The organism is Rhizobium sp. Leaf453 (assembly GCF_001425605.1).
In the GTDB taxonomy this organism is placed as follows: Bacteria; Pseudomonadota; Alphaproteobacteria; order Rhizobiales; family Rhizobiaceae; genus Pararhizobium.
In genome coordinates, this window is the sequence record NZ_LMRG01000028.1 from 43,473 (window position 1) to 64,839 (window position 21,367).

The window sequence follows — 21,367 nt, forward strand, 5'->3', positions numbered from 1 at the left end:
GCCGTTTTCGGCCGGAGCCCGCGCGTCGCGCGTCGGCTCTCCATGGTTTCTGGCGGCACCACTGGCCGCTGCGGAAACCGGGCAGTCCGGAGCGCGGACAAGCCGCGCCCCGGTATGATGCAGGCTTAGTTCTTGGCCTGGTAGTCCTTGAGGTTTTCCGGGGTCACCAGTTCGAAAGGAACGTAGACCTTCTTCTCGACCTTTTCACCCTTGGCGAGTTTCAGGGCCGCATCGAGCGCACCCTTGCCCTGGCCGGCAGCGTTCTGGAACACGGTCACGTCGAGATCACCTGCGGCCATGGCAGCCAGTGCGTCCTGGGTGGCGTCGACGCCGCCTATGACGATCTTGCTCATGTCCTTGCCGGCCGCCTTCAGCGCTTGGATGGCGCCGATCGCCATCTCGTCGTTGTTGGCGATAACAGCGTCGAACTCGGTACCAGCGGAGAGCCAGTTGGTCACGAGGTCGGCGCCCTCGGTGCGCGACCAGTTTGCGGTCTGCTCTTCGACGATCTCGAGGCCCTTGCATTCGTCGGTCGCGATGACGTCATGGACGTCCTTGGTGCGCATGCGGGCTGCCTGGTTCGACAGTTCGCCCATCATGACGACAACCTTACCCTTGCCGCCGAGAAGCCGGCAGACTTCCTTGGTTTCCAGCGTGCCGGAGTCAGCTTCGTTGGATGCAACGAAAGCCTGGTTTTCCGGCAGCGTGTCGATGTTGACCGGCTCGCGGTTGACGTAAACCAGCGGGATCTTGGCTTCTTCGGCGATCTTCGACATGGCTGCCGTCGCATCGGTATCGACCGGATTGACGATGATCGCATCGACGCCGGCAGCGATAAAGTTCTGGATCTGGCTCTGCTGCTTGGCAACATCGTTCTGCGCGTCTTCGACCTGCAACGTCACGCCGCTCAGTGTGCCTGCATAGTCCTGCATGCCGTTGCGCAGAACGGTCAGGAAGTTGTCGTCGAACTTCGCCATCGAGACGCCAACGGTTTCCGCATGGGCGGCGGTCGACATCATCACAGCCAGTGCCGCGCACAGGATCAGTTTCTTCATGATTTATTCCTCCACAAAACGGTGTCCGGCGACCACCCTCCACAAGCCGGAAGCATCCCGTCGCACGGCGATGCCCATTTCCTTACTCCCGCCTCTCCCCGGCGGTCTCCGTCCAAAAACAGAATAAACAAACCGATATTTCGATAAGACGGAATATGTATTCCATTTTATAATTCCGACGTCAAGTACGCGTCAACTGATATTCCTGCAAAAACATCCGCGGGCGCCGACCCTTGCTCAAACACCCTCGCAGCGACGTCCCTGAGAAAGATCGTTAAACGGGCGAAACACGAGAAAATGCGTACGATTGGCAATATTTCCGAGGTTCTTAGGCGCGATCCCCGATGTGGGAATTAACTAGAGGATCAATGGAAATCCGGCACGGAACGCGTATGCCGCGATGGCCAAGTTTATATCGACACGCCAAAAATCTTGCCGGCCTCAACCAGTTCCAGATGGAATTTTTCTTCCCCTCAGATTCAATACTAGAACGTATCATACAGCACTTGGAAAGCGCCGCTCCAACGACACCACCAAGCTGCGCAGTGGCTTCGGCTGCGCACCGCTGGGGAAAATTTCAAACCGGAGCCCCATTAACGAGAACGAGGACACCGTATGGCTTTTGGGGGAAGATTCCTCGACTAACGTCATGCAGTCAAAGGGAAGCTAAGACTTTCCCTTGCATCCGTGATGGAATTGAAAAAATGGCGTGAGATAATTCTCTCAAAGCAGGCCCTTCAGATGTTTTCCGGCGTAAAAATATCGAAGGGAAGAAAGGTTTGACCGGGCACTCCAGGCACGCCGCGATCGACAGCAGCGACCATCTGCTGGACCAGTTCCCGCGAAACCATCGCCGCCGGGGTCGAAATCGCCATGGTCACCAGGTCCTCCGCCAAGGCCGCACGTGATTCCGGCGTGAGCTCGTTGACCACAACGAGTAGTTTGCCGGCCATCTTCTCCTCGGCGAGCGCCGTGATCGCGCCTTCCATACCACCCCCGCAAACGTAGAAGCCGATCAGATCCGGATGCTGCTGCAACAGATTGACAGTCGCCTCATGGGTGATTTCGGCCGTGTCGAGATTGACCAGCGTATCCAGAACCTCAAACTCTGGTGCGTTCTCGCGGAAATAGGAGCGGAACCCGATCTCGCGCAGTTCGTGGCCGTGAAAGCGGTGACTACCGATAAAGGTTGCGACCTTACCGGGTTTGCGGGCAGCCTTGGCGATCATCCAAGCGGCCGTGCGCCCCACCGTGCGGTTGTTCAGCCCGACATAGCCTTCCCGCACGCCGGCGGCGAAATCCGATAGCAGCGAGAAGACGGGAATACCCTTGTCCCGTAGCTCCTCGACCACGGCCGTGACCGCCGGGTGATCCGGGCAGACCAGCGCAACGGCCTGATTGCGCGCGGCAACCGCCCTGAGCTTCTCGCATAGAGCAACCGGTGTCCCACTCATATTGTAATCGATCTGCGGAATGATACGGACACCCGGCATGTTCAGCGCGGCGTTTTCAATCTCCTTCGTCATCGACTGATAGAAGAACTGGTTCGGCTTCTGCAGAACAAAGCCCAGCCGATATTTCGGCAGATCCTCGAAAACCCTCTGCCGCAGCAGACCGACGGCGTGATAGCCGATTGCCTTGGCCGCATCGTAAACGCGGCGGGCCGTCTCCTCCCGCACCTTGTGACGGCCGTTCAGCACACGATCGACTGTGGCGACGCTGACGCCTGCAGCCTTGGCAAGATCGGTAATCGTGGGTCGCGTGCTCATCGTCTCTCCTGATAAAAACCATCATCACACTATGCAAGATTTGATGTGTTTTGATAGATTATTGCAAGGCTGCATTGAGCTGTCGGAAAAGTCAACCTATCGTTCTCTCAACGACGACAGCACCAGGCCGACGGCAATGCCGGACCTGACGCAGGGAGGACAAGATGGAAAAGGGTGCCAGCAAACGCGATTACAGCCTGCTTGGCCGTGATGCGAAGGCCGCGGTCGAAAGCGGGCTTTCCGCCGCCGAGTGGTATCATACCGACATTCCGCGCAAGCAGATGAAGGAATTGATGAAGCGCGAGGATGGCCCGGCCATTCGCGATACGATCCTGTGGCTGGGCAGCATGCTGGTTACCGGTGCGGCCGGCGTTTACTTCTGGGGTTCGTGGTGGTGCGTACCCTTCTTCCTCATCTACGGTGTGATGTATGGCTCCGCTTCGGATTCGCGTTGGCATGAATGCGGCCACGGCACAGCCTTCAAGACGCGCTGGATGAACGATGCCGTCTATGAGATCGCCTGTTTCATGATCATGCGCAATCCGGTCACCTGGCGCTGGAGCCATACGCGCCATCACACCGACACGGTCATTGTCGGTCGCGACCCGGAAATCGCCGTCATGCGCCCGCCGGACCTTTTCCGCCTGATGCTGAATTTCTTCGGCATCCTCGATGCCGGCTATGCGATGATCGACATGATCCGCAATGCGGCCGGCATCATCAGTGATGCGGAAAAAACCTTCATTCCCGAGCAGGAACAGCCGCGCGCCATCCGGATTGCCCGCATCTGGGTGTTGATCTACGCCGCGACGATTGCTCTCGCCGTTTATATGGGCTCCATCTTGCCGCTAATGCTGATCGGCCTGCCGCGTCTCTATGGTGCCTGGCATCATGTGCTGACCGGCCTGCTGCAGCATGGCGGCCTTGCCGACAATGTCATCGATCATCGACTGAACAGCCGCAGCGTCAACATGAACCCCTTCAGCCGGTTCGTGTACTGGAACATGAACTACCATGTCGAACATCACATGTTCCCGATGGTGCCCTATCACGCCCTGCCGCAACTGCATGAAATGATCAAGCACGACCTGCCGCGGCCGAATGCATCCATGCTGGAAGGCTATCGCGAGATGATTCCCGCCTTCCTGCGCCAATTGAAGAACGAGGATTATTTCCTCAAGCGCGAACTGCCCCCGACGGCCAAGCCTTATCGGGAAGAGCTTCACGCAGCACCGATCGCCGCCGAATAGAGCCGGTACTGAACATCCAAGGGAGGACACAATGAGCAACTGGGTAGAAGTGTGCGCGACGGACAAGATCGACGAGGAAGACGTCATCCGGTTCGATCACGGCGGAATGACATTCGCTGTTTATCGCAGCCCTGACGACACGTTCTTTGCTACCGCCGGGCTTTGCACCCATGAAAAGATCCATCTCGCCGATGGACTGGTGATGGACGACATCATCGAATGTCCGAAGCACAATGGCCGGTTCAACTACAAGACCGGCGAAGCCAAGGGTGCTCCCGTCTGCGTCAACCTGAAGACCTATCCGGTCAAGGTCGAAGCCGGCACCGTCTACATCTCGCTGTGAAAGAACCGTCCATGTCACACATCGTCATCATCGGAGCAGGGGAGTGCGGCGCCCGCGCCACCTTCGCACTCAGAGAAAAGGGCTTTGATGGACGCGTCACGCTTGTCGGCGCGGAAACACATCTTCCCTACGAGCGCCCGCCGCTGTCGAAGGAAGCCCTCCTGCACGGCCATGCGCCGAAGCTCGTTTCCGAGTTGGCGCAATATGCGGAGGCCGGCATCGAGGTTCTGACCGGCGTCACTGCCGAGAGCATTGATCCGGCTGGCAAGATCGTCAGGCTCTCCAATGGCGTCATTCTTGCCTATGACCAGCTTTTGTTAACGACGGGTGCCCGCCCGCGACCCTTTCCTGGGCTTTCGGGCGACAATCACCGGATCCGGACTTTGCGCACCCACGGGGACGCGGTCGAGATCCGCAATGCTTTGCAGCCCGGCAAACATCTCGCCGTCATCGGCGGTGGCTTCATCGGACTGGAACTGGCCGCCACTGCCCGCAAGCTGGGCGTCGCAGTGACGCTGGTTGAAGGCTTGCCGCGCATCCTGTCACGCGGCGTGCCCGAGCCGATTGCCGCCATCGTCGCGGATCGGCACCGGGCGGAAGGGGTCGAACTGCTCTGTGGCGCCAGGATCGAAAGCCTGAGCGAAGATGGAGACGCTGCCCATATCCGCCTTGCCGACGGCCGTACGATTAGCGCGGACATGATCGTCGTCGGCATCGGCGCCGTTCCGAATGTCGAACTGGCCCGTGACGCAGGCCTTGCGATCGACAATGGCATCGCCGTCGACGAACACTTGAGGACATCGGCGCCTGACATCTTTGCCGCCGGCGATTGCTGCTCCTTTCCGCTTTCGCATTACGGTGGCCGGCGCCTGCGCTTGGAAGCCTGGCGCAATGCCCACGACCAAGGCAACTTGGCCGCCGCCAATCTGATGGGCGAGGGTGCCACCGTCTCGGCGGTCCCCTGGTTCTGGTCGGATCAATACGACCTGACGCTGCAGATTGCCGGAATGGCCGATGGCGCGACGCTGACCGTTCGCCGGGAGGTCGCCGAAGGCGCGTTCATCCTGTTCCATCTCGATGAAACCGGCCGGTTGATCGCCGCCAGCGGCATCGGCACAGGCAATTCGATCGCCCGTGATATCCGCCTCGCCGAAATGATGATCGCCGCCGGCGTGCGTCCCGATCCCGATGCCCTCGCGGCGCCGGGGACGAAGCTGAAAAGCCTGCTGGCTGCCTGACAGTAACAGCTGAAACCCTTCTTTCAGGACGTCGCGACAGCGGATTGCGGCGTTCTGCGTCAAATCAATGACAAATCACACGGCGACGGCGGCAAAGCCCTCATCGCGCACGCCTGGAGGAACCCCATGAGACACCGTCGCCCTACCGTCGCAGACCTTCTATCCATGAAGGGAAAGCGGCAGCTGAGCATGCTGCGCGTCGAGACGCTGGACGAGGCGGATGCTGCCGAGCGGGCAGGGGTCGATCTCGTCTCCGTGCCGCCAGCCTTGCTTGGCCCGGCGTTTCGCGAGGCGGCGCCCTCTGTCTTTGCCTTTCCGGGCCTCGAATATGGCGACCTCGTCACGGCCGACGAGTATATCCGCGCTGCCTTCCAAGCGCTGAAAGCCGGCGGCGACGCCGTCTATTGCGCCGCGGGTCTCGGCATCGTCCGCCGCATGCGTGAAGAGGGCATACCGGTCTGCGGTCATCTCGGTCTCATTCCGTCGAAGGCAACCTGGACAGGCGGCTTCCGCGCCGTCGGCAAGACGGCCGAGAGTGCGCTCGAAATCTGGCGGCAAGCTAAGGCACTTGAGGAAGCCGGGGCCTTTGCCGCCGAAATAGAGGTCGTGCCCGGCGAAGTCGCCGCCGAGATCAGCAAGCGTACCTCCATGCTGATGCTTTCCATGGGCGCAGGCACAGGCTGTGACGCCCAATATCTCTTCACCGATGACGTTCTCGGCTCCAACAAGGGCCATGTCCCGCGCCACGCCAAGATCTACCGCAATTTCGCGGCAGAATACGACCGCCTGCAGCAGGAGCGCATCGCCGCATTCTCGGAATATGTAGCCGACGTCAAATCCGGGGTTTATCCCGCCCGGGAGCATCTCGTCGGGATCGAGCGGGCTGAGCTTGAAGCTTTTGTGGCATCGCTGGACTGAACTTTTGTTACAGCAAAGCCCAACACAAAACGGGGCGGAATTACCCGCCCCGTCGCTGCTACTGCATACTACTTCGCGGTTTCGTCCTCTTCGTCCTCATCTACTTCTTCGACGATGACGGTCTTGTTGCCCTGCAGATTGCCGAGCAGGGCCGAGACCGCGTTGTCGCCTTCGAAGCCTGCCTCCTTCAGCAGTTTGTCGAGGATCGGCTTGTTGGCCTGGTAGGCGAGCAGTTGTCCAGCCAAGCCCTCGCCCATGCCGACACCGCTTCCGCCGGCAGCACCGCCACCGCGCCCCAGCATGCCGCCGGTGTCAAAGATGCGGATGTCGGAAATCTTTTCGATCGGCTTGACCGCTTCGGCCAAGGCTTCGGGAATGATACGGATCCGCTCACGCAGGATTTCGAAGTCGATGATGGCGGCACTCAGCTTGTTGCGGGCTTCGTTGAGCAAAGCGGCACTTTCAGCCTCGGCCTTGCCGGTTTCGAGCACGCCCTTCGCCCGGATGATCGCCGCATCGGCTTCGGCGGTTGCCAGCGTCTTGATAGCATCGGCCTGGTCGGACGCAGCCTGCTTTTCGGCCTCGGCGCCAACGGTCACGGCCGTTGCCTCGGTTTCAGCACGCTTGCGCGCATCGATGACGGCGATCAGGCGTTCGCGTTCGGCGATTTCGACCGCCTTGGCGGTTCCAACCTTTTCCTCGGCCGCGATCGCCAGCGCACGGGCATTTTCGGCCTGTGCCTTGGCCTCGGATTCCTCCCGGCTCTTGTTGGCAACGGCAATCGCGCTTTCCTGGGCGACGATCTGAAGGTCACGCTTAGCCTCGGTATCGCGCTGCTGGACTGCGCGAGTGGCTGCGATATTGGCGCTTTCGCGGACCTGCTTGGCGAGGGCTTCAGCTTCCGCAATCGCCTGCTGGGAGGCAATACGGGCCTCTTCTTCGGCGCGCTTGGCGGCCTGCTCCTGCTGGGCGGTTTCGGCGCGGGTCGCGGCCGACTTGTTGGCGATATCGCGCTCCTGGCTGAGTTCCGCCTCACGCTTCGTCCGCTCGATCGCCAGTGACTGCTGGCGGGCCTCCAGGTCTTTCTGCGCGATCGCCACTTCGGTATCGCGCACGATTTCGTTGCGCTCCTTCTTGCGACCCTCGGTGATGCGGGTCAGCGCCGCCAGACCGTGAGCATCGAAGAAGTTGTTGGCGTTGAAGTGCTTGATATCCGTCTGGTCGAGGCGGGTCAGCGAGACCGATTCCAGCTCGAGACCGTTCGATTGGAGGTCGGCGCCAACCGCTTCCTGCACCGCCTTGACGAAGTCCATGCGCTGTTCCTGCAGGGCGTCCAGTGTCATTGTGGCGGCAACGGAACGCAGGCCGTCGACGAATTTCGCTTCGATCAGCACGCGCAATTGTTCTGCATCATTCGTCCGGTTGCCCAGCGTCTGGGCGGCAAGCGCGATCGACGATGCATCCGGCTTGACGCGGACATAGAATTCCGCGCCGATATCAACGCGCATGCGGTCCTTGGTGATCAGGGCATCGCCCTCGCCGCGGCGCACTTCGAGCCGCAAGGTTTTCAGGTTGACGCGGGCGATCGAGTGGAAGATCGGCAGGACGACGGAGCCGCCATCCAGAACCACCTTTTGTCCGCCAAGACCGGTACGCACATAGGCTTCATCGCGGCTGGAGCGGGTGTAGAGCGATGCGAGAACGAAACCGATGCCGAGGATCAGGACAATGCCGATGCCGGCAGGCAGGAGAAGATCGTAGATCATGATAGCTCCGTTGATGTGGGTCCGGGTGTCGGAAAAATGTCCGACGTCGCACGGATGGCGATGTAGATATTGGAAACATGGTCGACGAGCAGGACCGTCGTGCCGATCGCAATCGGGTTCTCACTCTTGGCGGCACGCGCTCTCAGACTATGCCAGTTGCCGTGCTGGTCCTTGACCCGCACGCTGCCCGGCAATCCCTGATCGAGCGGACCGACGGTGACTTCGCCGGTACGTCCGACGAATTCGCTCATCTCGACCGCATAGGTCTCATCCCTCGGCACGATGCGCGCCCCGGTGCGGCTGGAAGCCCGCACCGCCGGAAGCGCCAGAACGAAGGCGGGCAGGGCGGCAAGCGTAGCGGGCAGTGAGATTCCGACGGCATGCGCGACGCTCTGGATGACGAATCCGATAATGGCGAAGAATCCGAGCAGCAGCATGATGAGAATCAGGATCGGTACTCCGCCGACATTCAACCACGACATCAGCCCCAGCATACCGCCGTGATCGTCGGGCAGGGCCTTGTCGATCGCCTCGCCGAGCGAAAAACCGACCAGCAGGCAGAGGATCTCGATCCCGGTCAATGCGGCCAGCATCACGGCGGCAATCGCGAAGGGCAGGGATTCCGGCGCAAGAAACAGCTGCATGGGCGTCAGTTCTTGCCCGTCTTGAACTGAGCCAGTCGCGCTTCGATCGCCTGTTCGCGATGAAGACGGTCCAGTTCATCCAGTTCAGCACTTGTTGCGTTCGCCCCGACAGGAACGCCAGTAATACGCGAGACAGCCGCAGCCGCGCGAGCGGCGCCATCGGTGGCACTCACTCGCACCCGCCCCGATCCTGTCTCTTCCGGAAACTGGGCAAGGCTGCGCTTCAGGTCGACCAGCCGCGCCTCGGCTTCCCGGCGCGTAGCCAGCACCGCCTGCAGAGCCTGCTGGCCCTCATCGAGATAGGCGCGCGCATCGGCCAGCGCCTTGTCGAGGGCAGCCACCTGGGATTCCAGGTCGATCTGTCGCGACACGCCAGCTTTGGCGAGGTCATCGCGGTCGGACGAGACGGCGAGGCGGATCTTTTCGTCCAGTGCCTTCAGATCGGCAGTGATTTCGCCGCGACGGCTTTGAAGGCGGTACTCCTCGGCGCGCGCCTTGCCGATATCGGTGCGCGCTTCATCGGCGGCTGCATCGATTTCGCGCAGGGCCTGCTCGACGACGGCGATCTTGTTGGTTCCTTCGGCCTTGTCGATCGCGGCGTTGGCAACGCCGGCGATCAGGCGCCCCATGCGAGAAAGAATGCCTTCGTTCATCATCATGTTTTCCTCCATTCGATCGGAATGCGTGGTGACACCGACATGGATTTCATAGGTTCCATGATCGGCAACGAGTTGGGCTGCGAAAATATTCAGCGGGCCGCGCGAATAGCCGGCGACGTCAAAGGGGATGGCGACGCGGCCACGCACCGTGGCAATCGTCAGATCCGCCGGCCCCTTGATGGCAAACAATTTTTCATCGAGCGGCAGCCTAGGCGGTCCGGACGGATGACCGCGGTTGGACGCAAAGTCACGCAGGCCCAGCGTGACAAGCCGCGCAGGAAGTCCAGTGCGCTCGCGGACGGTTTCATAGGCAAGTTCATGCAAAGTAACGAGATTGGCACCACCCTTTTCCGCCGCAAGCTCCTCCAGAAGCAGGAGCATGGCAGAGTAGGCGTCGAACGTTTCCTGCAAAGCCAGTTCCGCCTCCTCGCTGGGAGCGAGCCGGTAGCGTAAGGTCGAATTGTGTGTCATTGGAGCCATGCATATAACGTAAAGCACCACTTTAGTGCTTTCAAGAAGTGGTACCCTTTATTTTTGCATGCGGCGTCGATTGATTAATCCCAGATTGCAGACCTATATCGAGTTTCCGGATTTCCCTCCATATCGTGCCAAAGTGATACACTGACAAATGGCTGAACCCGCTCCGGCAGCAAATTCATCAGTCATCGACGCGGAAATGTCGCGAAAGGAAAGGCAGGGCGATCGCGAAAATGCAATATGCCTCCAACAGCTTGGGGAGCCTCGTGCAGAATCGCGCCACTCTCGGAATCTTTTTCCTCTGCCTCGGCATCTTCGTGTTCTCGCTGCAGGATGCGGTGATCAAGGCCGTGTCGGGCAATTATGCCCTGACACAGGTCGTTTCCACCCGTTGCCTTGTCTCAGTCCCGATCCTGTTGCTGCTTGTCCATTTCGAGGCGGGGCTCCGCAGCCTTTTCAGCCGTGAGTTCAAGTCGCTCGTCGGCCGCGCGGCACTGCTGCTGGTCGCCTACACCACCTATTACATGGCGTTTCCGGCACTGCCGCTCGCCGATGCGGTGGCGCTTTATTTCACGGTGCCTTTGTTCATGATCGCGCTCGCGCCCGTCATGCTTGGCGAGGCCATCGGTTGGCGCCGCATCACCGCCGTTGTCGTCGGCTTCGTCGGCGTGGTAATCATGCTAAAGCCAGGGGCAGGGCTGTTCGAACCGGCAGCGCTTCTATCTCTGTCGTCGGCCGCGACCTATGCCCTGGCCATGCTGATGGCGCGAAAGATCAGCAACGAAGCCACCGCGTCGGTCATGGCGTTCTACCAGAATGGCGTCTATCTCACGGGCGCGCTTCTGATTGCCGCTTTCTTTCACGCGACCGGCTTCCAGCAGGCCACTCACAAGTCGATCGAGTTCCTGGTCCGCCCCTGGGTCTGGCCAACTGCGAAAGACGCAATGCTGATGGCATCCTGCGGCGTGATCGCCGCGATCGGCATGACACTGCTGACCCATGCCTACCGGATTGCCAAGGCAAGCGTGGTCGCCTCGTTCGAATATACCGGCATGCTCTGGGCGCCGCTCTGGGGCTTCCTGTTTTTCGGGGAAGTGCCTTACCTGACGACGATCGCCGGCGCCTGCATGATCATCATTGCCGGTCTTTTCGCGCTCTCGTCACCGGCCGCGCAGGAGGACAGGGCAGGCGCCGTCTGACATTGTCGGGGCAGTAAATGGCCAGCTCAGGCGAAACTGAAGGTGTTGCGGCCGTTTTTCTTCGACCGGTACATGGCCGCATCTGCCTTCGCCAGCAGTTCGTCACGCCCCTTGCCATCAAGCGGGAAGCGCGCAATACCGAGACTGGTGGTGACATTGAAAGTATGGCCGCCGATCTCGACCGGCGCCGCGACCGCCTTCCGCACCCTCTCGACCACATCGACCATCTGTGCAACTTCCGGCGGCGGATCGGGCAGCAGGATGACGAACTCGTCCCCACCGAGCCGCGCGACCGTATCGGTCGCGCGCAGACAGACGGTGATCCTGGAACTGACGATCGTCAGCAGATTGTCACCAGCCTAATGGCCAAGGGTATCGTTGACCCATTTGAAATTGTCGAGATCGAGAAAGACGATCGCGACTGAACGCCCGGCTTCGTTCGCCTGCAGGATGGCCTGATCGAGACGATCCACCAGCAAGGCGCGGTTCGGCAGTCCTGTCAGCACATCATGATGCGCCATGAAGCGGACACGGTCCTCGGCCTCCTTGCGCAGGGTCACATCATGAGCGACACCGACGAGGCCCGTGATGACGCCGTTCCTGTCACGCAGCGGCGCCTTTGTCATCGAAACCCATTTCGGGCTGCCGTCCGCATAGGCATTGTGCTCCATCATGCTGAGCATCGGCTGCCCCGACTGCATGATTTGGACTTCGATATCGCGGAATTCCTGGGCGACCGGGGGTGCGAAGAGATCGAAATCCGTCTTGCCGATCAATGCTTCGACCGTAACCGCTTCTCCAGTCGCTATGAAGGACTTGTCGGCGACAACCGCTTGATTGGCGACCAGAAAACGAGAGTCGAGATCCTTGACGAAAAGCTGGTCCGGAACCTGGTTGATCAGGGCGAGCAACTGATCGCGCTCCTCCGTCACCCGCTTCAAAGCGTCGAGGCCGCTCAAAAGGTCATCACGGAAATTGTCGCGCGTCTTCAGAAGCGCCTGGATTTGATCCGCGACATCTGCCGCGGTCACGGGTTGCGGCGGCACCGCCAAGCCTGATTTTGCCTTCTGTCCTGCCACAACACCCTCCGATCCTGGCAGACGACGGTAGAACAACAAACCTACGGCGGGGTTAATGGTCAGCCGTTGATTACCAACAACTTGCGTGAAAACTGAAAGCTATCGTATTCCAAACTGTATCTCGACAGACACGAATTGCAGCCAATGCAACTTTGGAAGCCGATCGAAACGCACAAAGTTATTTGAAATCAACAGCTTGAGTTTGTTTTAACTCCAAACGGAGAGACCACTCGTTCGCATTTCCAAAAGGCGAAAGCCAAGGAACGAGGATCGGATGAACCCAAAAATGAGTCACGGCATGACCGAGACGACCTGATACATCCGTGGCCGCGGTTCGCCCAAAACAGCGAAAATCATTGATTTTCGTACCCGTTCCTCTACCTCGATTGTCAGACTGCCTCCTGGAAGAGGCCCTTCTCCAATTCCAATATTGCCCTGGGCATACCGAAATGACATGCAAGCCTGAGCGTAAGACATCAGACGGTGAAACCGGGGCTGATGACATTCTCGAAAATCCGGCGTTCCGACTGGTTTTAAGAGAAACGGCGCTCACGCTTCTGGAGATGCACGACATTGACCCGCGTGTCGTGCGCTATGTGTCGAGCATCCAGAAATGGCTGATCACCCAGGCCATTACAGGCCTTCATTTCGAGCGGAAACTCGACGCGGCGGCCCCACCATTGACGGCTTCAGCACTCATAGCCTTCTTCGATAACCAGAACCTTATGAGCAGGAACACCATCGTCGCCCATCTTGCTGAAATGCGCCGCTACGGGCTCGTCATCGATCTCGGCGGAAGCGATCGCCGGTCGCGGCCGTTACGGCTAAGCGACTATGGAGAGGAGATGATCGGCCGATGGTCGACAAGTCATCTGTCAGCGCTCGACCGGCTCGATGGTGGCACGCGTGTGTCGGCTGTTATCGGCAATCCACAGCTTCTCGCGCGCGTACAGGCGCTTACGGTTCGATCGCTCGTGTTCGATCCACGATGGTCACAGCCGCCGCTCGAAGCCGATATCTTCGTCTGCACCGAATCAGGCAGCAACATCCTGCACGAACTCATCTCCCGCATACCCCTGAAGTCATCGCATGACGGATTTGTGCCGCTTGGGAATTTTCGGGCAAGCACGGTGTCCAAGCGTCACACGCTTTCGCGCGGACACCTGCAAAGGGTTTTCAATCGGGCCAAGGATCTCGGGTTGCTCGCCTGGAGCCAATCGGAAAACAGGGGCGATCTCCATGTCTCCGAACGACTGATCCGGAGTTACGAAGCCTGGCAGGCGGTCAAGTTTCGCGCCATTGACGACGCCTATGCAAGCGCGGTTTTGCCCGAGTAGCCACGCCCCGCGTGTCCACAAGATCGGGACGTTGATCACGCGATGATATCGAAATCCGCGGCGGTCATCTTCAGCGCCTTGTCGAGCAAGGCGAACTGAACCGCTGCGCCGCTGTTACTGCCATCGGCATCGTACCAGAGCCTGCCCGTCGACTGGTCGTAGATGATCCGGTCGTTGGTGTCGTGCGCCTTAGCGCCGATGTAGAAAGCGGACACGGTGAGATCTCCCGCACTGCCGACCTTGGTGAAAATGTCGTCGTCGAGCACGATCCTGTCGTCCGCGACAACGAAATCATCGATCAGATCGATATTCGCCGATCCCAGCTTGGTGTTGAGCACAAAGGTGTCATCATCGGCGCCACCGATCAGCTTATCTATGCCAAGGCCGCCATTCAGCGTGTCGTTGCCCGCGCCGCCGGACAGCGTATTCTTGCCGGTCGTTCCGGTGATCGTGTTAACAAGTCCGTTACCGGTCCCGTTGATCGCCGCCGAGCCGAGCAGGGTGAGTTTTTCGATTGTCGTGTACCCCGCGAGTGAGCGCGTGATCGTCGAGGTGATGGTGTCGATGCCGGAACCGTCCGTCACGCTGTCGCTCTCGGCGCCAAGCACGTAGGTATCATCGCCCGCACCGCCGCTCAGTTTGTCCAAGCCCTTGCCGCCATCCAGGACGTTAGCGGCTGAATTCCCATTCAACCGATCATCGAAATCCGATCCGATCAGGTTTTTGATCGAAAGATAGGTATCGCCCAACGCGTCGTTAGTGTTGGTCACGGGGGTTACCAGGCTGGCTGTAACCCCGGCTGTTGCTCCGGCATAGGACGCCGTGTCTGTTCCAGACCCGCCATCCAGCAGATCGCCGCCAGCCCCGCCCTCAAGCACATCATTGCCGGCTGCACCTTTCAAGGTATCGACGCCGCCGAGACCCCAGAGCGTGTTGGCACTACTGTTACCGGTCAGACCATCGGCACCATAGCCACCCCTTGCATTTTCGAAATTGACGATCTGGTCGATCTCAGCAGCAATCGTCGCCGTCGTAATGGTGGCGCCGCCGAGCGTCAGAACGACGCCGGCATAGTGATCGGAATAATCGATCGTATCGATGCCGGCGCCACCGTCCAGCGTGTCATTGCCCATACCGCCGAGAATGGTGTTGGCATTTGTATCGCCAGTGATGGTATCGCCGCCGCCGGCGCCCCAGATGTCTTCGATTCCGATTAGTTTGTCGCTGGCTACACCGCCTACGGAGACCGTAGCCGCACCATTAACCAGCGTCACGGCCATGGACACCGCACCAAGATCAGAGAAAATTGCCATATCACGGCCGGCGCCGCCATCGAGCGTATCCGTTCCGACCCCACCATAAAGCCTGTCGTTTCCGCCATAGCCGCTGATCTTGTCGTTACCGGCATACCCGTAAAGCCGGTCATCTCCATTGCCGCCGATGATCTTGTCGACAAAGTCGGTGCCTGAGATCGTGAACACCTCGACATTGACGATTGTGGCCCGGAGAGACGTACCTTGCCGGACCTCCGTGACAGCACCGTTGAGGGTCATGTTGATCCCCGTGGTGGCGGTATAGTCGACATAAAAACTCGCTGTGTCGTTGCCGGCGCCGCCATCGACAGAATCCTTGCCCGCGTCGATTGAGAAGCCCAGAATGTCGTCGCCCGCCAGCCCTTTCAGCGTATCGGAGCCCATATTTCCATAGAGTTCGTCATTGCCTGATGTTCCGGAGCACGTCATTGCCCGAGGCACCGCTCAGCCGCACCGCCTCGATGCCGGTGACATTCGCCGCCACGACGCCGCCGACCTTGATTGTGGTCGCTGTGAGGAAATTGCCGGTGACGACGACAGCGAGATTGCCTGTTGCATAGCCTCGGAACTGGTCCGAGCCCGATCCGCCGTCGATGGTATCGGTCTTGGCGTCAAGCCCGACAACGATATCGTCGTCACCACCGCCGGTCTTGACGCTGTTCTTACCCATACCGGCATCGAGATAATCGTCGCCCGTGCCGCCGATCAGCGTATCGTCGGCGTCACCGGAAAAGAGCGTCAGCGCCTCGACGTTCTTCAGGGTCGCGACAACAGCTGTGTCGCTCTTGATCGTCGCACCGGCGGCCAGCGATCCGGTCATGGTCACCTTCTGGCCGAAGATCGATGGCAGGAATGTCAGCGCAACCTTGTCGGTTCCCGCCCCGCCATCGATTGCATCAGATGCCACATCAGCTGTTGCGTTGATCGTGTCGTCGCCCGTGCCGCCGGAGACCTTGTCCTTGCCCGTACCGGCATTGAGGATATCGTTTCCATCGCCACCATCCAGCGTATCGTCGCCGCTTTCGCCGTTGAGCGTATCGTCACCGGCCTTGCCCGAGAGGATATCGTTACCGCCGGCCCCCGTAATCGTGTCATTGCCTGCTCCGCCACTGACATTCAGCGGGTTCGTTCCGGTCAGCGAGACATTGACCTGCTCGAAGCCAGTGAACGTGCCCAGCAGTTTGCCGGCCGCGGTCAGCTTGCTGCCATCGAACTTGATGTCGGTCAGATTCGTATAGGAGAAATTGAGGACAAGCGTATCGATGCCGCTGCCGCCATCATAGGTGCCGGCCCCGACCGGTGCAGGATAGAACGTATTGGGGGAGTAGGTCGTCATCGTCAAACGGTCAGTGCCGGCCCCGAGCGTCACCTTGTCGGTACCGGCAACCACCATCGAGACGTTATCGTCACCATTACCGGTATCGACAAGATCGATACCGTTATCGGCGCTGACGGTGTCGTCCCCCTCACCCGTCCGGATCGTATCGTTGCCCTGGCCAGTAAATATCCTGTCAGCCAGCGCACCGCCGGTAATCTTCTGGTTGCCATCGCCATAGGCGGAGATATTCAGGCGCTCGATGTTCCGGGCTTGGGCAACAGTCGCGCCGTTGATCTTGATATTTGTAACCGCCGCCAGTGCCACCTCGACGGTTCCATGGTCATAGAAACTAAACGGAAAGACTTCCAGGACGTCGATGCCCGTCCCACCGTCCAGTTGGTCGATAGTCTGGTCGATCGTTCCGTTCGACTGGACACCGACGCTCAGCGTGTCGTCACCGGCCTCGCCGTACATCTTGTCCGCGCCGATGCCGGCGACGAGATAATCGTTGCCATTGCCGCCATAGAGGATATCGGCATCAGTGGGGTTCGTATCGGTATAGGCGTCATGATCGCTTGCGATCGTATCGTTGCCATCGCCGCCGTAGAGAGTATCGGCGCCCGCTTCGCCGTTGATTTCGTCGTCTCCCGCGCCGCCCTTGACGTTATCGCTACCGGCGCCGGCATAAATCGTATCGTCGCCACTGCCGCCGTCGATTTTGTCGGCACCCGCCGCCGTGTAGATTTCATCATTGCCGCCCTCGCCATAGACAGTATCGGCACCCGTCGAGAGGCGATTGTTAACGCCGCTGTACCAGTCGTAATAACTCAGCTCGACGTCACCGTCGCCGAGATAGACCGTGTCATTGCCATCACCCGGATTGACCTCATCGCCTTGTGCTCCAGCATGGATAACATCACCACCCCCACCAGATTTGATATCCGCCGACCCGACTGTGGTGATCTTGTCACCGCCAATCCCGGTCGTCAGGGTGATCCCGGCGGTTTGCGTGAGCAAGACGGTGTTATTGCCGCTGCCGAGTTTCACGTCATAATAAATCTCGACGTTCTTGATCTTGCCGAAACTGCCGAGGCTGACGCTGGCGCCATTGGTCAGCGTGATATCATTGGTGGCGCCGGAAATATCGAACGAAGCCGTGTCGATGCCCGTACCGCCATCAATATCCTGGATACCGGTGCCGCCATCGAGGGAATCATTGCCACCCATGCCGCGCAACGTGTCATTGCCGCCGGCACCCACGAGAGAGTCGTCCAGAGCGCCGCCGGTCAGAAAGTCATTGCCACCGCCGGCGCGGAAGATCACACGCTCGATATTGCTGATCGCGACTGTCAGCGCCTCGTCGACCTTGACATTGGTAACTGGGCCGAGCGTGAAGAAGATGTTGTTGTTGAGGATCGCGGAGTAGTCGATCCGCAGCAGGTCGATACCCGCGCCGCCATCGGCGATGTCACCGGTGTCAGGGGACTGGAAGCGCAACTCGTCGTCGCCATTGCCACCACGCAGCGTGTCGTGGCCGATCAGCCCGACGAAACCCCAGGGAATGCTCTGGACGTCGGTGAGGACGTCGTTGCCATCACCGCCATCGATGTCGTCGCTGCCGACGCCCCCGTCGATATAGTCGTTGCCCTTGCCGCCCTTGAGATTATCGTCACCTTCGTTGCCGAAAATCGTCTCGTCACCGCTGCCGCCCACGACAATGTCGTTGGTGTTGTCGCCAATATACTGGAGACCATTCCATTTGCCGGCCATAGCGTCACTCCCAGATGAAATCGGCCCTCGAAGGCACTGTCGCAAAGAGATTTTTTGAAATCATTCCGGCGCACCGTCGCGCAGCCCGCTCAAGCTTTGAAAGCATGGCGAAGGGGGCCTTCCCGCGCAACTCTCGAAACTCATAGGTCGCTTTGATTTTCGGCTTTTCATGGTATTATTTTAGCATATTCTTTTTCCTGTAAACTCAGCTCGCGGCACACGATCGGACACTGAGCATCATGGGTGGAAATGCGGTTAGTCAGGCGTTGCAACTTGCCGATGATGCATTGATGGCGGCCACCCCGCAGGACGCGAGCATCCGTTTCTTTCGAGCCGCCAGCCGGATGGGCGCAACCTACCTCCAGACCCGTCTCTATCGACGGCCGATGGCACGGCTCACTCCGGAGGCGCACTGGGCGGCGGGTGGCGTGATCATCCGCATGTCGCCGGAACGCTGGCCCGGAAGCAGCGCCTTCAATTATATCTGTTTCGAGTGCAATCCACTCGTCTCCGCCATCCGTGAAAATCGCACACGCTACCGCTTTTCAGATTTTGCTCCGCATGACGCTCCCGCGTACCGAGCCTATTGGGAAGCCCTCGGCGAGGCGGATATTGCTGATGCCCATTGTGCAACATCCTACGGAAGCAAGGGGGTTATCGCCTCCCTTCATCTCGGTTTTGGCGACCGCAATATAGGAGCCGACATGGAGCGGGCCGTGCAAATGGCCGGCTTGATCCTCACGGAGCGGTTGATGGACTTTTCCGGCAGCCTCAAGGACGATATCCCGCATCTCAGCGACCGCGAAAGGGATTGCCTGGCGTTTCTGGCCGATGGCAGACAAGATAGGGAGATCGCCGACCTGCTTGGTATTACGGAAACGACGGTACGATTTCACGTCGACAACGCCCGCAGGAAACTCGGAGCCAGAAACCGCACTCAGGCTATCGCGCGGGTGGCAAATCTCCGATGGCTCTAACCATCAGGCAAGGTTCGGCCGCTACAGAATACCCCACGCCCTGAACCGCCCCCGTCCCGTCATCTCCCTGAGACCCAGTTCACCGACGATGCGCCGTGCGGCCTGCGGTGTCACATCGAGAACATCGGCAACCATCCCGGCCGAGACGAGAGGGCGAGCCATGACGAGGTCGATCAGTTCCGGCAGTTTGGAAGATGCCCGTCTGCCTTGAAGCTTACGTTCCATCATGGTTCTTGCCAGTGCCAGCCGGTCATGTTCCTTCAGTCCCGCCTCGGCAGCAGCGATAAAACCATGCGCAATGGCGACAAGTCGATTTTCGCGATCACGATGACGTCGCCGATCGACCGAAATGGATTTGAGACCGAGATTGACGGTGGGTAGGTGGGGGCCGGTCGCAACACCGAACTGCCGCAGGACGGATGCCGCCAGCAATCGACCGAGCCATGGCGCATGCTGCAGCACCGCCAGTTCATTCCACGCATCCAGAGCAACGGCGGCCTGGAGCACCGGCGGAAATTCCTGCGTATGACGCAGTACGTTACGCCACTCTTCGAGCCGCTCGTCCTCATCCCAATCTGGTTCGTACACCAGAGGATCCCGGTCATCAGCACCCGTTCCACGGTTTTGCGCTTTAGCGGCTGCTATCGCAGCATCCGACCGAGCAAGCACTGCGTCAATCGCTGCCATCTCAACGCCAAAGGCATCGTCCAAATCTGTTTCGTTTTCCTGCTCTCGATTTGCGAGTGATCCCATGTTCCCCTCGGCAATGTTACGGCGGCAGCCAGCATCATCGATTGCCCTGACGGTGCCACCACGCAAGCTGCGCAAGCCCTCTCCGCTGAGCGCCCAATTGACCGGCTGGGTCACGATGCGCCGACGAGTCCGCAGCACATCTCGCGCGATGGTCAGTTCATGCGTTGGCGCGCGAACATCGTGACCTGCGTCGTGCAAGGCAAGGTCTTCCAGATGGACAAATTCGCCGTCGACCCATAGTGATGCACAGGCGTCGGTAAAGTGCATCCGCTCAATGAATCCCGCGCCGATCAATGAACGCGCGATGCGCTCATCAAGCCGGACAAGCGCATTTCCGGCCTCGGAAATAGGTCTCAGCAAGCTATTGATGGTGATTTTAGACAGATCGTAACGCATTGATTTTATGCTAAATGAAGATCCATACGAACTCTATAGTGAAGTTTGTGTTCTTCACTCGGGATGCCATTATCCGGGGCATTGGTCGCTGAAGCGATATGTCGCTGAGTGTGACGAATCTAGCACCAAAGGCTCGGGATTTCGACCCCGAAACTTACCCTGTAAAATCGTATGTCAGTTCCAACTGATATGTGGATTGGCCGATCTCCACTCATGGAACCACAGACTCGAACCAAGTTTGTCTCAGTGAGAGCGAGGCGAGGGTGGGCCGCCAGTTTCCTCGAAAATTTTTCGGGCGGCAGCACCGGTCAGGCGCCTTCAATTCCACACTCACCGCCGAAATTCACATGCGCTGCTACCCCAATTCCCTAGCGCGGAATAAACTCGATGATCAGAGATTTGAGTTCAACCTCGCGAACACGCCGCGCTGCCTCATCGGGACTGACCCAATCGATACGGCGATCGCCCTTTTCCTTGAATTTCTGGACGATCTCTTTTGCTTCGATCTGAAAAACATCAACAATGCAAGGCACGACCTCGCCGTTATCGAGGGTCTTCAGATAGGTGTAGCTTCCGACCGCCTTCTTCCGAACCGCACCCCGAACTCCGGCCTCCTGCAGGGCTTCGATTGCGGCAGCTTCGTAAAGTTCCTTGTTCTTCATCGGCCACCCTTTCGGAATGACCCATCGACCACTCTCCCGCGACGTGACTACCAGTATTTCGATCTCACCGGTCTCCGGCAACATGCGATAGCAAAGGGCGGCCACCTGCTGCCGGAACGAACCGGAGAATAATGATTCCGGTGCTGCCGCGAGTTGCTGCAGCAATGTTTTCGGGCGTGCGCCCCTATCTTTTTTTAAGCTGCCCAAAAGCAATATGACCTGTTGTCCTGCGAGGATACGTAGAGTCGCACGGATCCGTTTCAAACGCGTGTAGTTGAAATCACTTGAATATATGAAGAGACTGCTTAGCCATCCTTGCGTCGATCGTCCAGCGTTCCGTTCGAAACACACATCGGCATGCTCCGGCTATCCGCAAAGTAACAGCTGTTACTTTTTGTTTCGCCGCTCAAGAGAGACCTGCGAAATAAGCGCCAAACCAAAACG

Annotated in this window: 16 protein-coding genes and 1 pseudogene; 7 read left to right on the top strand and 10 right to left on the bottom strand. The window is 59.2% G+C overall.

Annotated elements, in window-relative coordinates; genetic code table 11:
- Nucleotides 1–125 precede the first annotated feature (125 nt).
- Together ASG68_RS25130 and ASG68_RS25135 are read right to left on the bottom strand one after the other, a co-directional pair.
- Nucleotides 126–1,055 carry a sugar ABC transporter substrate-binding protein gene (locus ASG68_RS25130; protein WP_062584090.1) on the bottom strand — a complete coding sequence of 310 codons (930 nt, stop codon included), beginning with the start codon at nt 1,053–1,055 and terminating at the stop codon, nt 126–128.
- Nucleotides 1,056–1,792: 737 nt separating this feature from the next.
- Nucleotides 1,793–2,824, bottom strand: a complete 1,032-nt coding sequence (locus ASG68_RS25135) for a LacI family DNA-binding transcriptional regulator (RefSeq protein ID WP_062584091.1) — start codon at nt 2,822–2,824, stop codon at nt 1,793–1,795.
- Nucleotides 2,825–2,988: 164 nt separating this feature from the next.
- Here ASG68_RS25135 and ASG68_RS25140 point away from each other — a divergent pair, with 164 nt between their 5' ends.
- The 4 genes from ASG68_RS25140 (at nt 2,989) to ASG68_RS25155 (ending at nt 6,573) form a co-directional block, all read left to right on the top strand.
- Complete coding sequence (locus ASG68_RS25140; RefSeq protein ID WP_062584092.1) at nt 2,989–4,074, top strand: fatty acid desaturase family protein; 1,086 nt, start codon at nt 2,989–2,991, stop codon at nt 4,072–4,074.
- Nucleotides 4,075–4,105: 31 nt separating this feature from the next.
- A complete protein-coding gene (locus tag ASG68_RS25145; protein ID WP_062584093.1) occupies nt 4,106–4,417 on the top strand; it encodes a MocE family 2Fe-2S type ferredoxin in 312 nt (103 codons plus the stop codon).
- Between the two features lie 11 nt (nt 4,418–4,428).
- Nucleotides 4,429–5,655 carry an NAD(P)/FAD-dependent oxidoreductase gene (locus ASG68_RS25150; RefSeq protein ID WP_062584094.1) on the top strand — a complete coding sequence of 409 codons (1,227 nt, stop codon included), beginning with the start codon at nt 4,429–4,431 and terminating at the stop codon, nt 5,653–5,655.
- 126 nt (nt 5,656–5,781) lie between these two features.
- Nucleotides 5,782–6,573, top strand: a complete 792-nt coding sequence (locus ASG68_RS25155) for a 3-methyl-2-oxobutanoate hydroxymethyltransferase (protein ID WP_062584095.1) — start codon at nt 5,782–5,784, stop codon at nt 6,571–6,573.
- 68 nt (nt 6,574–6,641) lie between these two features.
- Here the strand turns inward: ASG68_RS25155 and ASG68_RS25160 are convergent, their stop codons facing one another.
- From ASG68_RS25160 to ASG68_RS25170, 3 genes are read right to left on the bottom strand one after another with little or no spacing between them, the layout of a single operon-like run.
- Nucleotides 6,642–8,339, bottom strand: a complete 1,698-nt coding sequence (locus tag ASG68_RS25160; protein WP_062584096.1) for a flotillin family protein — start codon at nt 8,337–8,339, stop codon at nt 6,642–6,644.
- Entirely contained in the window at nt 8,336–8,983 is a 648-nt protein-coding gene (locus ASG68_RS25165) for an OB-fold-containig protein (protein WP_062584097.1), read from the bottom strand. The genes ASG68_RS25160 and ASG68_RS25165 overlap by 4 nt, the downstream gene beginning before the upstream one ends.
- Before the next feature lie 5 nt (nt 8,984–8,988).
- Nucleotides 8,989–10,140, bottom strand: a complete 1,152-nt coding sequence (locus ASG68_RS25170; RefSeq protein ID WP_413814043.1) for a PspA/IM30 family protein — start codon at nt 10,138–10,140, stop codon at nt 8,989–8,991.
- Nucleotides 10,141–10,385: 245 nt separating this feature from the next.
- On the opposite strand from ASG68_RS25170, the gene ASG68_RS25175 reads away from it, so the two are divergent.
- Complete coding sequence (locus ASG68_RS25175; protein WP_062584509.1) at nt 10,386–11,318, top strand: DMT family transporter; 933 nt, start codon at nt 10,386–10,388, stop codon at nt 11,316–11,318.
- Between the two features lie 26 nt (nt 11,319–11,344).
- Here the strand turns inward: ASG68_RS25175 and ASG68_RS32615 are convergent.
- Nucleotides 11,345–12,397, bottom strand: a pseudogene (locus ASG68_RS32615) (diguanylate cyclase domain-containing protein).
- Between the two features lie 449 nt (nt 12,398–12,846).
- Here ASG68_RS32615 and ASG68_RS25190 point away from each other — a divergent pair.
- Nucleotides 12,847–13,734 (top strand): hypothetical protein, encoded by an 888-nt coding sequence (locus tag ASG68_RS25190; protein ID WP_062584100.1) that lies wholly within the window; start codon nt 12,847–12,849, stop codon nt 13,732–13,734.
- A 35-nt stretch (nt 13,735–13,769) separates the two neighbouring features.
- On the opposite strand, the gene ASG68_RS32830 is transcribed toward ASG68_RS25190, so the two are convergent.
- Both ASG68_RS32830 and ASG68_RS25200 read right to left on the bottom strand, forming a co-directional pair.
- Nucleotides 13,770–15,476, bottom strand: coding sequence for a calcium-binding protein (locus tag ASG68_RS32830; RefSeq protein ID WP_156373978.1), 1,707 nt, complete (start codon nt 15,474–15,476; stop codon nt 13,770–13,772).
- Nucleotides 15,448–18,135: a beta strand repeat-containing protein gene (locus ASG68_RS25200; RefSeq protein ID WP_062584102.1), complete on the bottom strand. Its 2,688-nt coding sequence runs from the start codon at nt 18,133–18,135 to the stop codon at nt 15,448–15,450. Before ASG68_RS25200 ends, ASG68_RS32830 begins: the two co-directional genes overlap by 29 nt.
- A gap of 239 nt (nt 18,136–18,374) precedes the next feature.
- On the opposite strand from ASG68_RS25200, the gene ASG68_RS25205 reads away from it, so the two are divergent.
- A complete protein-coding gene (locus ASG68_RS25205) occupies nt 18,375–19,112 on the top strand; it encodes a helix-turn-helix transcriptional regulator (RefSeq protein WP_062604028.1) in 738 nt (245 codons plus the stop codon).
- Nucleotides 19,113–19,133: 21 nt separating this feature from the next.
- Here the strand turns inward: ASG68_RS25205 and ASG68_RS25210 are convergent, their stop codons facing one another.
- Together ASG68_RS25210 and ASG68_RS25215 are read right to left on the bottom strand one after the other, a co-directional pair.
- On the bottom strand, nt 19,134–20,270 hold the full coding sequence (locus ASG68_RS25210; RefSeq protein WP_082478610.1) for an RHE_PE00001 family protein: 1,137 nt from the start codon (nt 20,268–20,270) through the stop codon (nt 19,134–19,136).
- A 359-nt stretch (nt 20,271–20,629) separates the two neighbouring features.
- Nucleotides 20,630–21,130: an NUDIX hydrolase gene (locus ASG68_RS25215; protein ID WP_062584511.1), complete on the bottom strand. Its 501-nt coding sequence runs from the start codon at nt 21,128–21,130 to the stop codon at nt 20,630–20,632.
- Between the last annotated feature and the right edge of the window lie 237 nt (nt 21,131–21,367).

Bases quoted from the DNA above. Each gene is read 5' to 3' on its own strand.
- ASG68_RS25130 (WP_062584090.1), bottom strand. From the start codon at position 1,055: ATGAAGAAACTGATCCTGTGCGCGGCACTGGCTGTGATGATGTCGACC.
- ASG68_RS25135 (WP_062584091.1), bottom strand. From the start codon at position 2,824: ATGAGCACGCGACCCACGATTACCGATCTTGCCAAGGCTGCAGGCGTC.
- ASG68_RS25140 (WP_062584092.1), top strand. From the start codon at position 2,989: ATGGAAAAGGGTGCCAGCAAACGCGATTACAGCCTGCTTGGCCGTGAT.
- ASG68_RS25145 (WP_062584093.1), top strand. From the start codon at position 4,106: ATGAGCAACTGGGTAGAAGTGTGCGCGACGGACAAGATCGACGAGGAA.
- ASG68_RS25150 (WP_062584094.1), top strand. From the start codon at position 4,429: ATGTCACACATCGTCATCATCGGAGCAGGGGAGTGCGGCGCCCGCGCC.
- ASG68_RS25155 (WP_062584095.1), top strand. From the start codon at position 5,782: ATGAGACACCGTCGCCCTACCGTCGCAGACCTTCTATCCATGAAGGGA.
- ASG68_RS25160 (WP_062584096.1), bottom strand. From the start codon at position 8,339: ATGATCTACGATCTTCTCCTGCCTGCCGGCATCGGCATTGTCCTGATC.
- ASG68_RS25165 (WP_062584097.1), bottom strand. From the start codon at position 8,983: ATGCAGCTGTTTCTTGCGCCGGAATCCCTGCCCTTCGCGATTGCCGCC.
- ASG68_RS25190 (WP_062584100.1), top strand. From the start codon at position 12,847: ATGACATGCAAGCCTGAGCGTAAGACATCAGACGGTGAAACCGGGGCT.
- ASG68_RS32830 (WP_156373978.1), bottom strand. From the start codon at position 15,476: ATGACGTGCTCCGGAACATCAGGCAATGACGAACTCTATGGAAATATG.
- ASG68_RS25200 (WP_062584102.1), bottom strand. From the start codon at position 18,135: ATGGCCGGCAAATGGAATGGTCTCCAGTATATTGGCGACAACACCAAC.
- ASG68_RS25205 (WP_062604028.1), top strand. From the start codon at position 18,375: ATGGGTGGAAATGCGGTTAGTCAGGCGTTGCAACTTGCCGATGATGCA.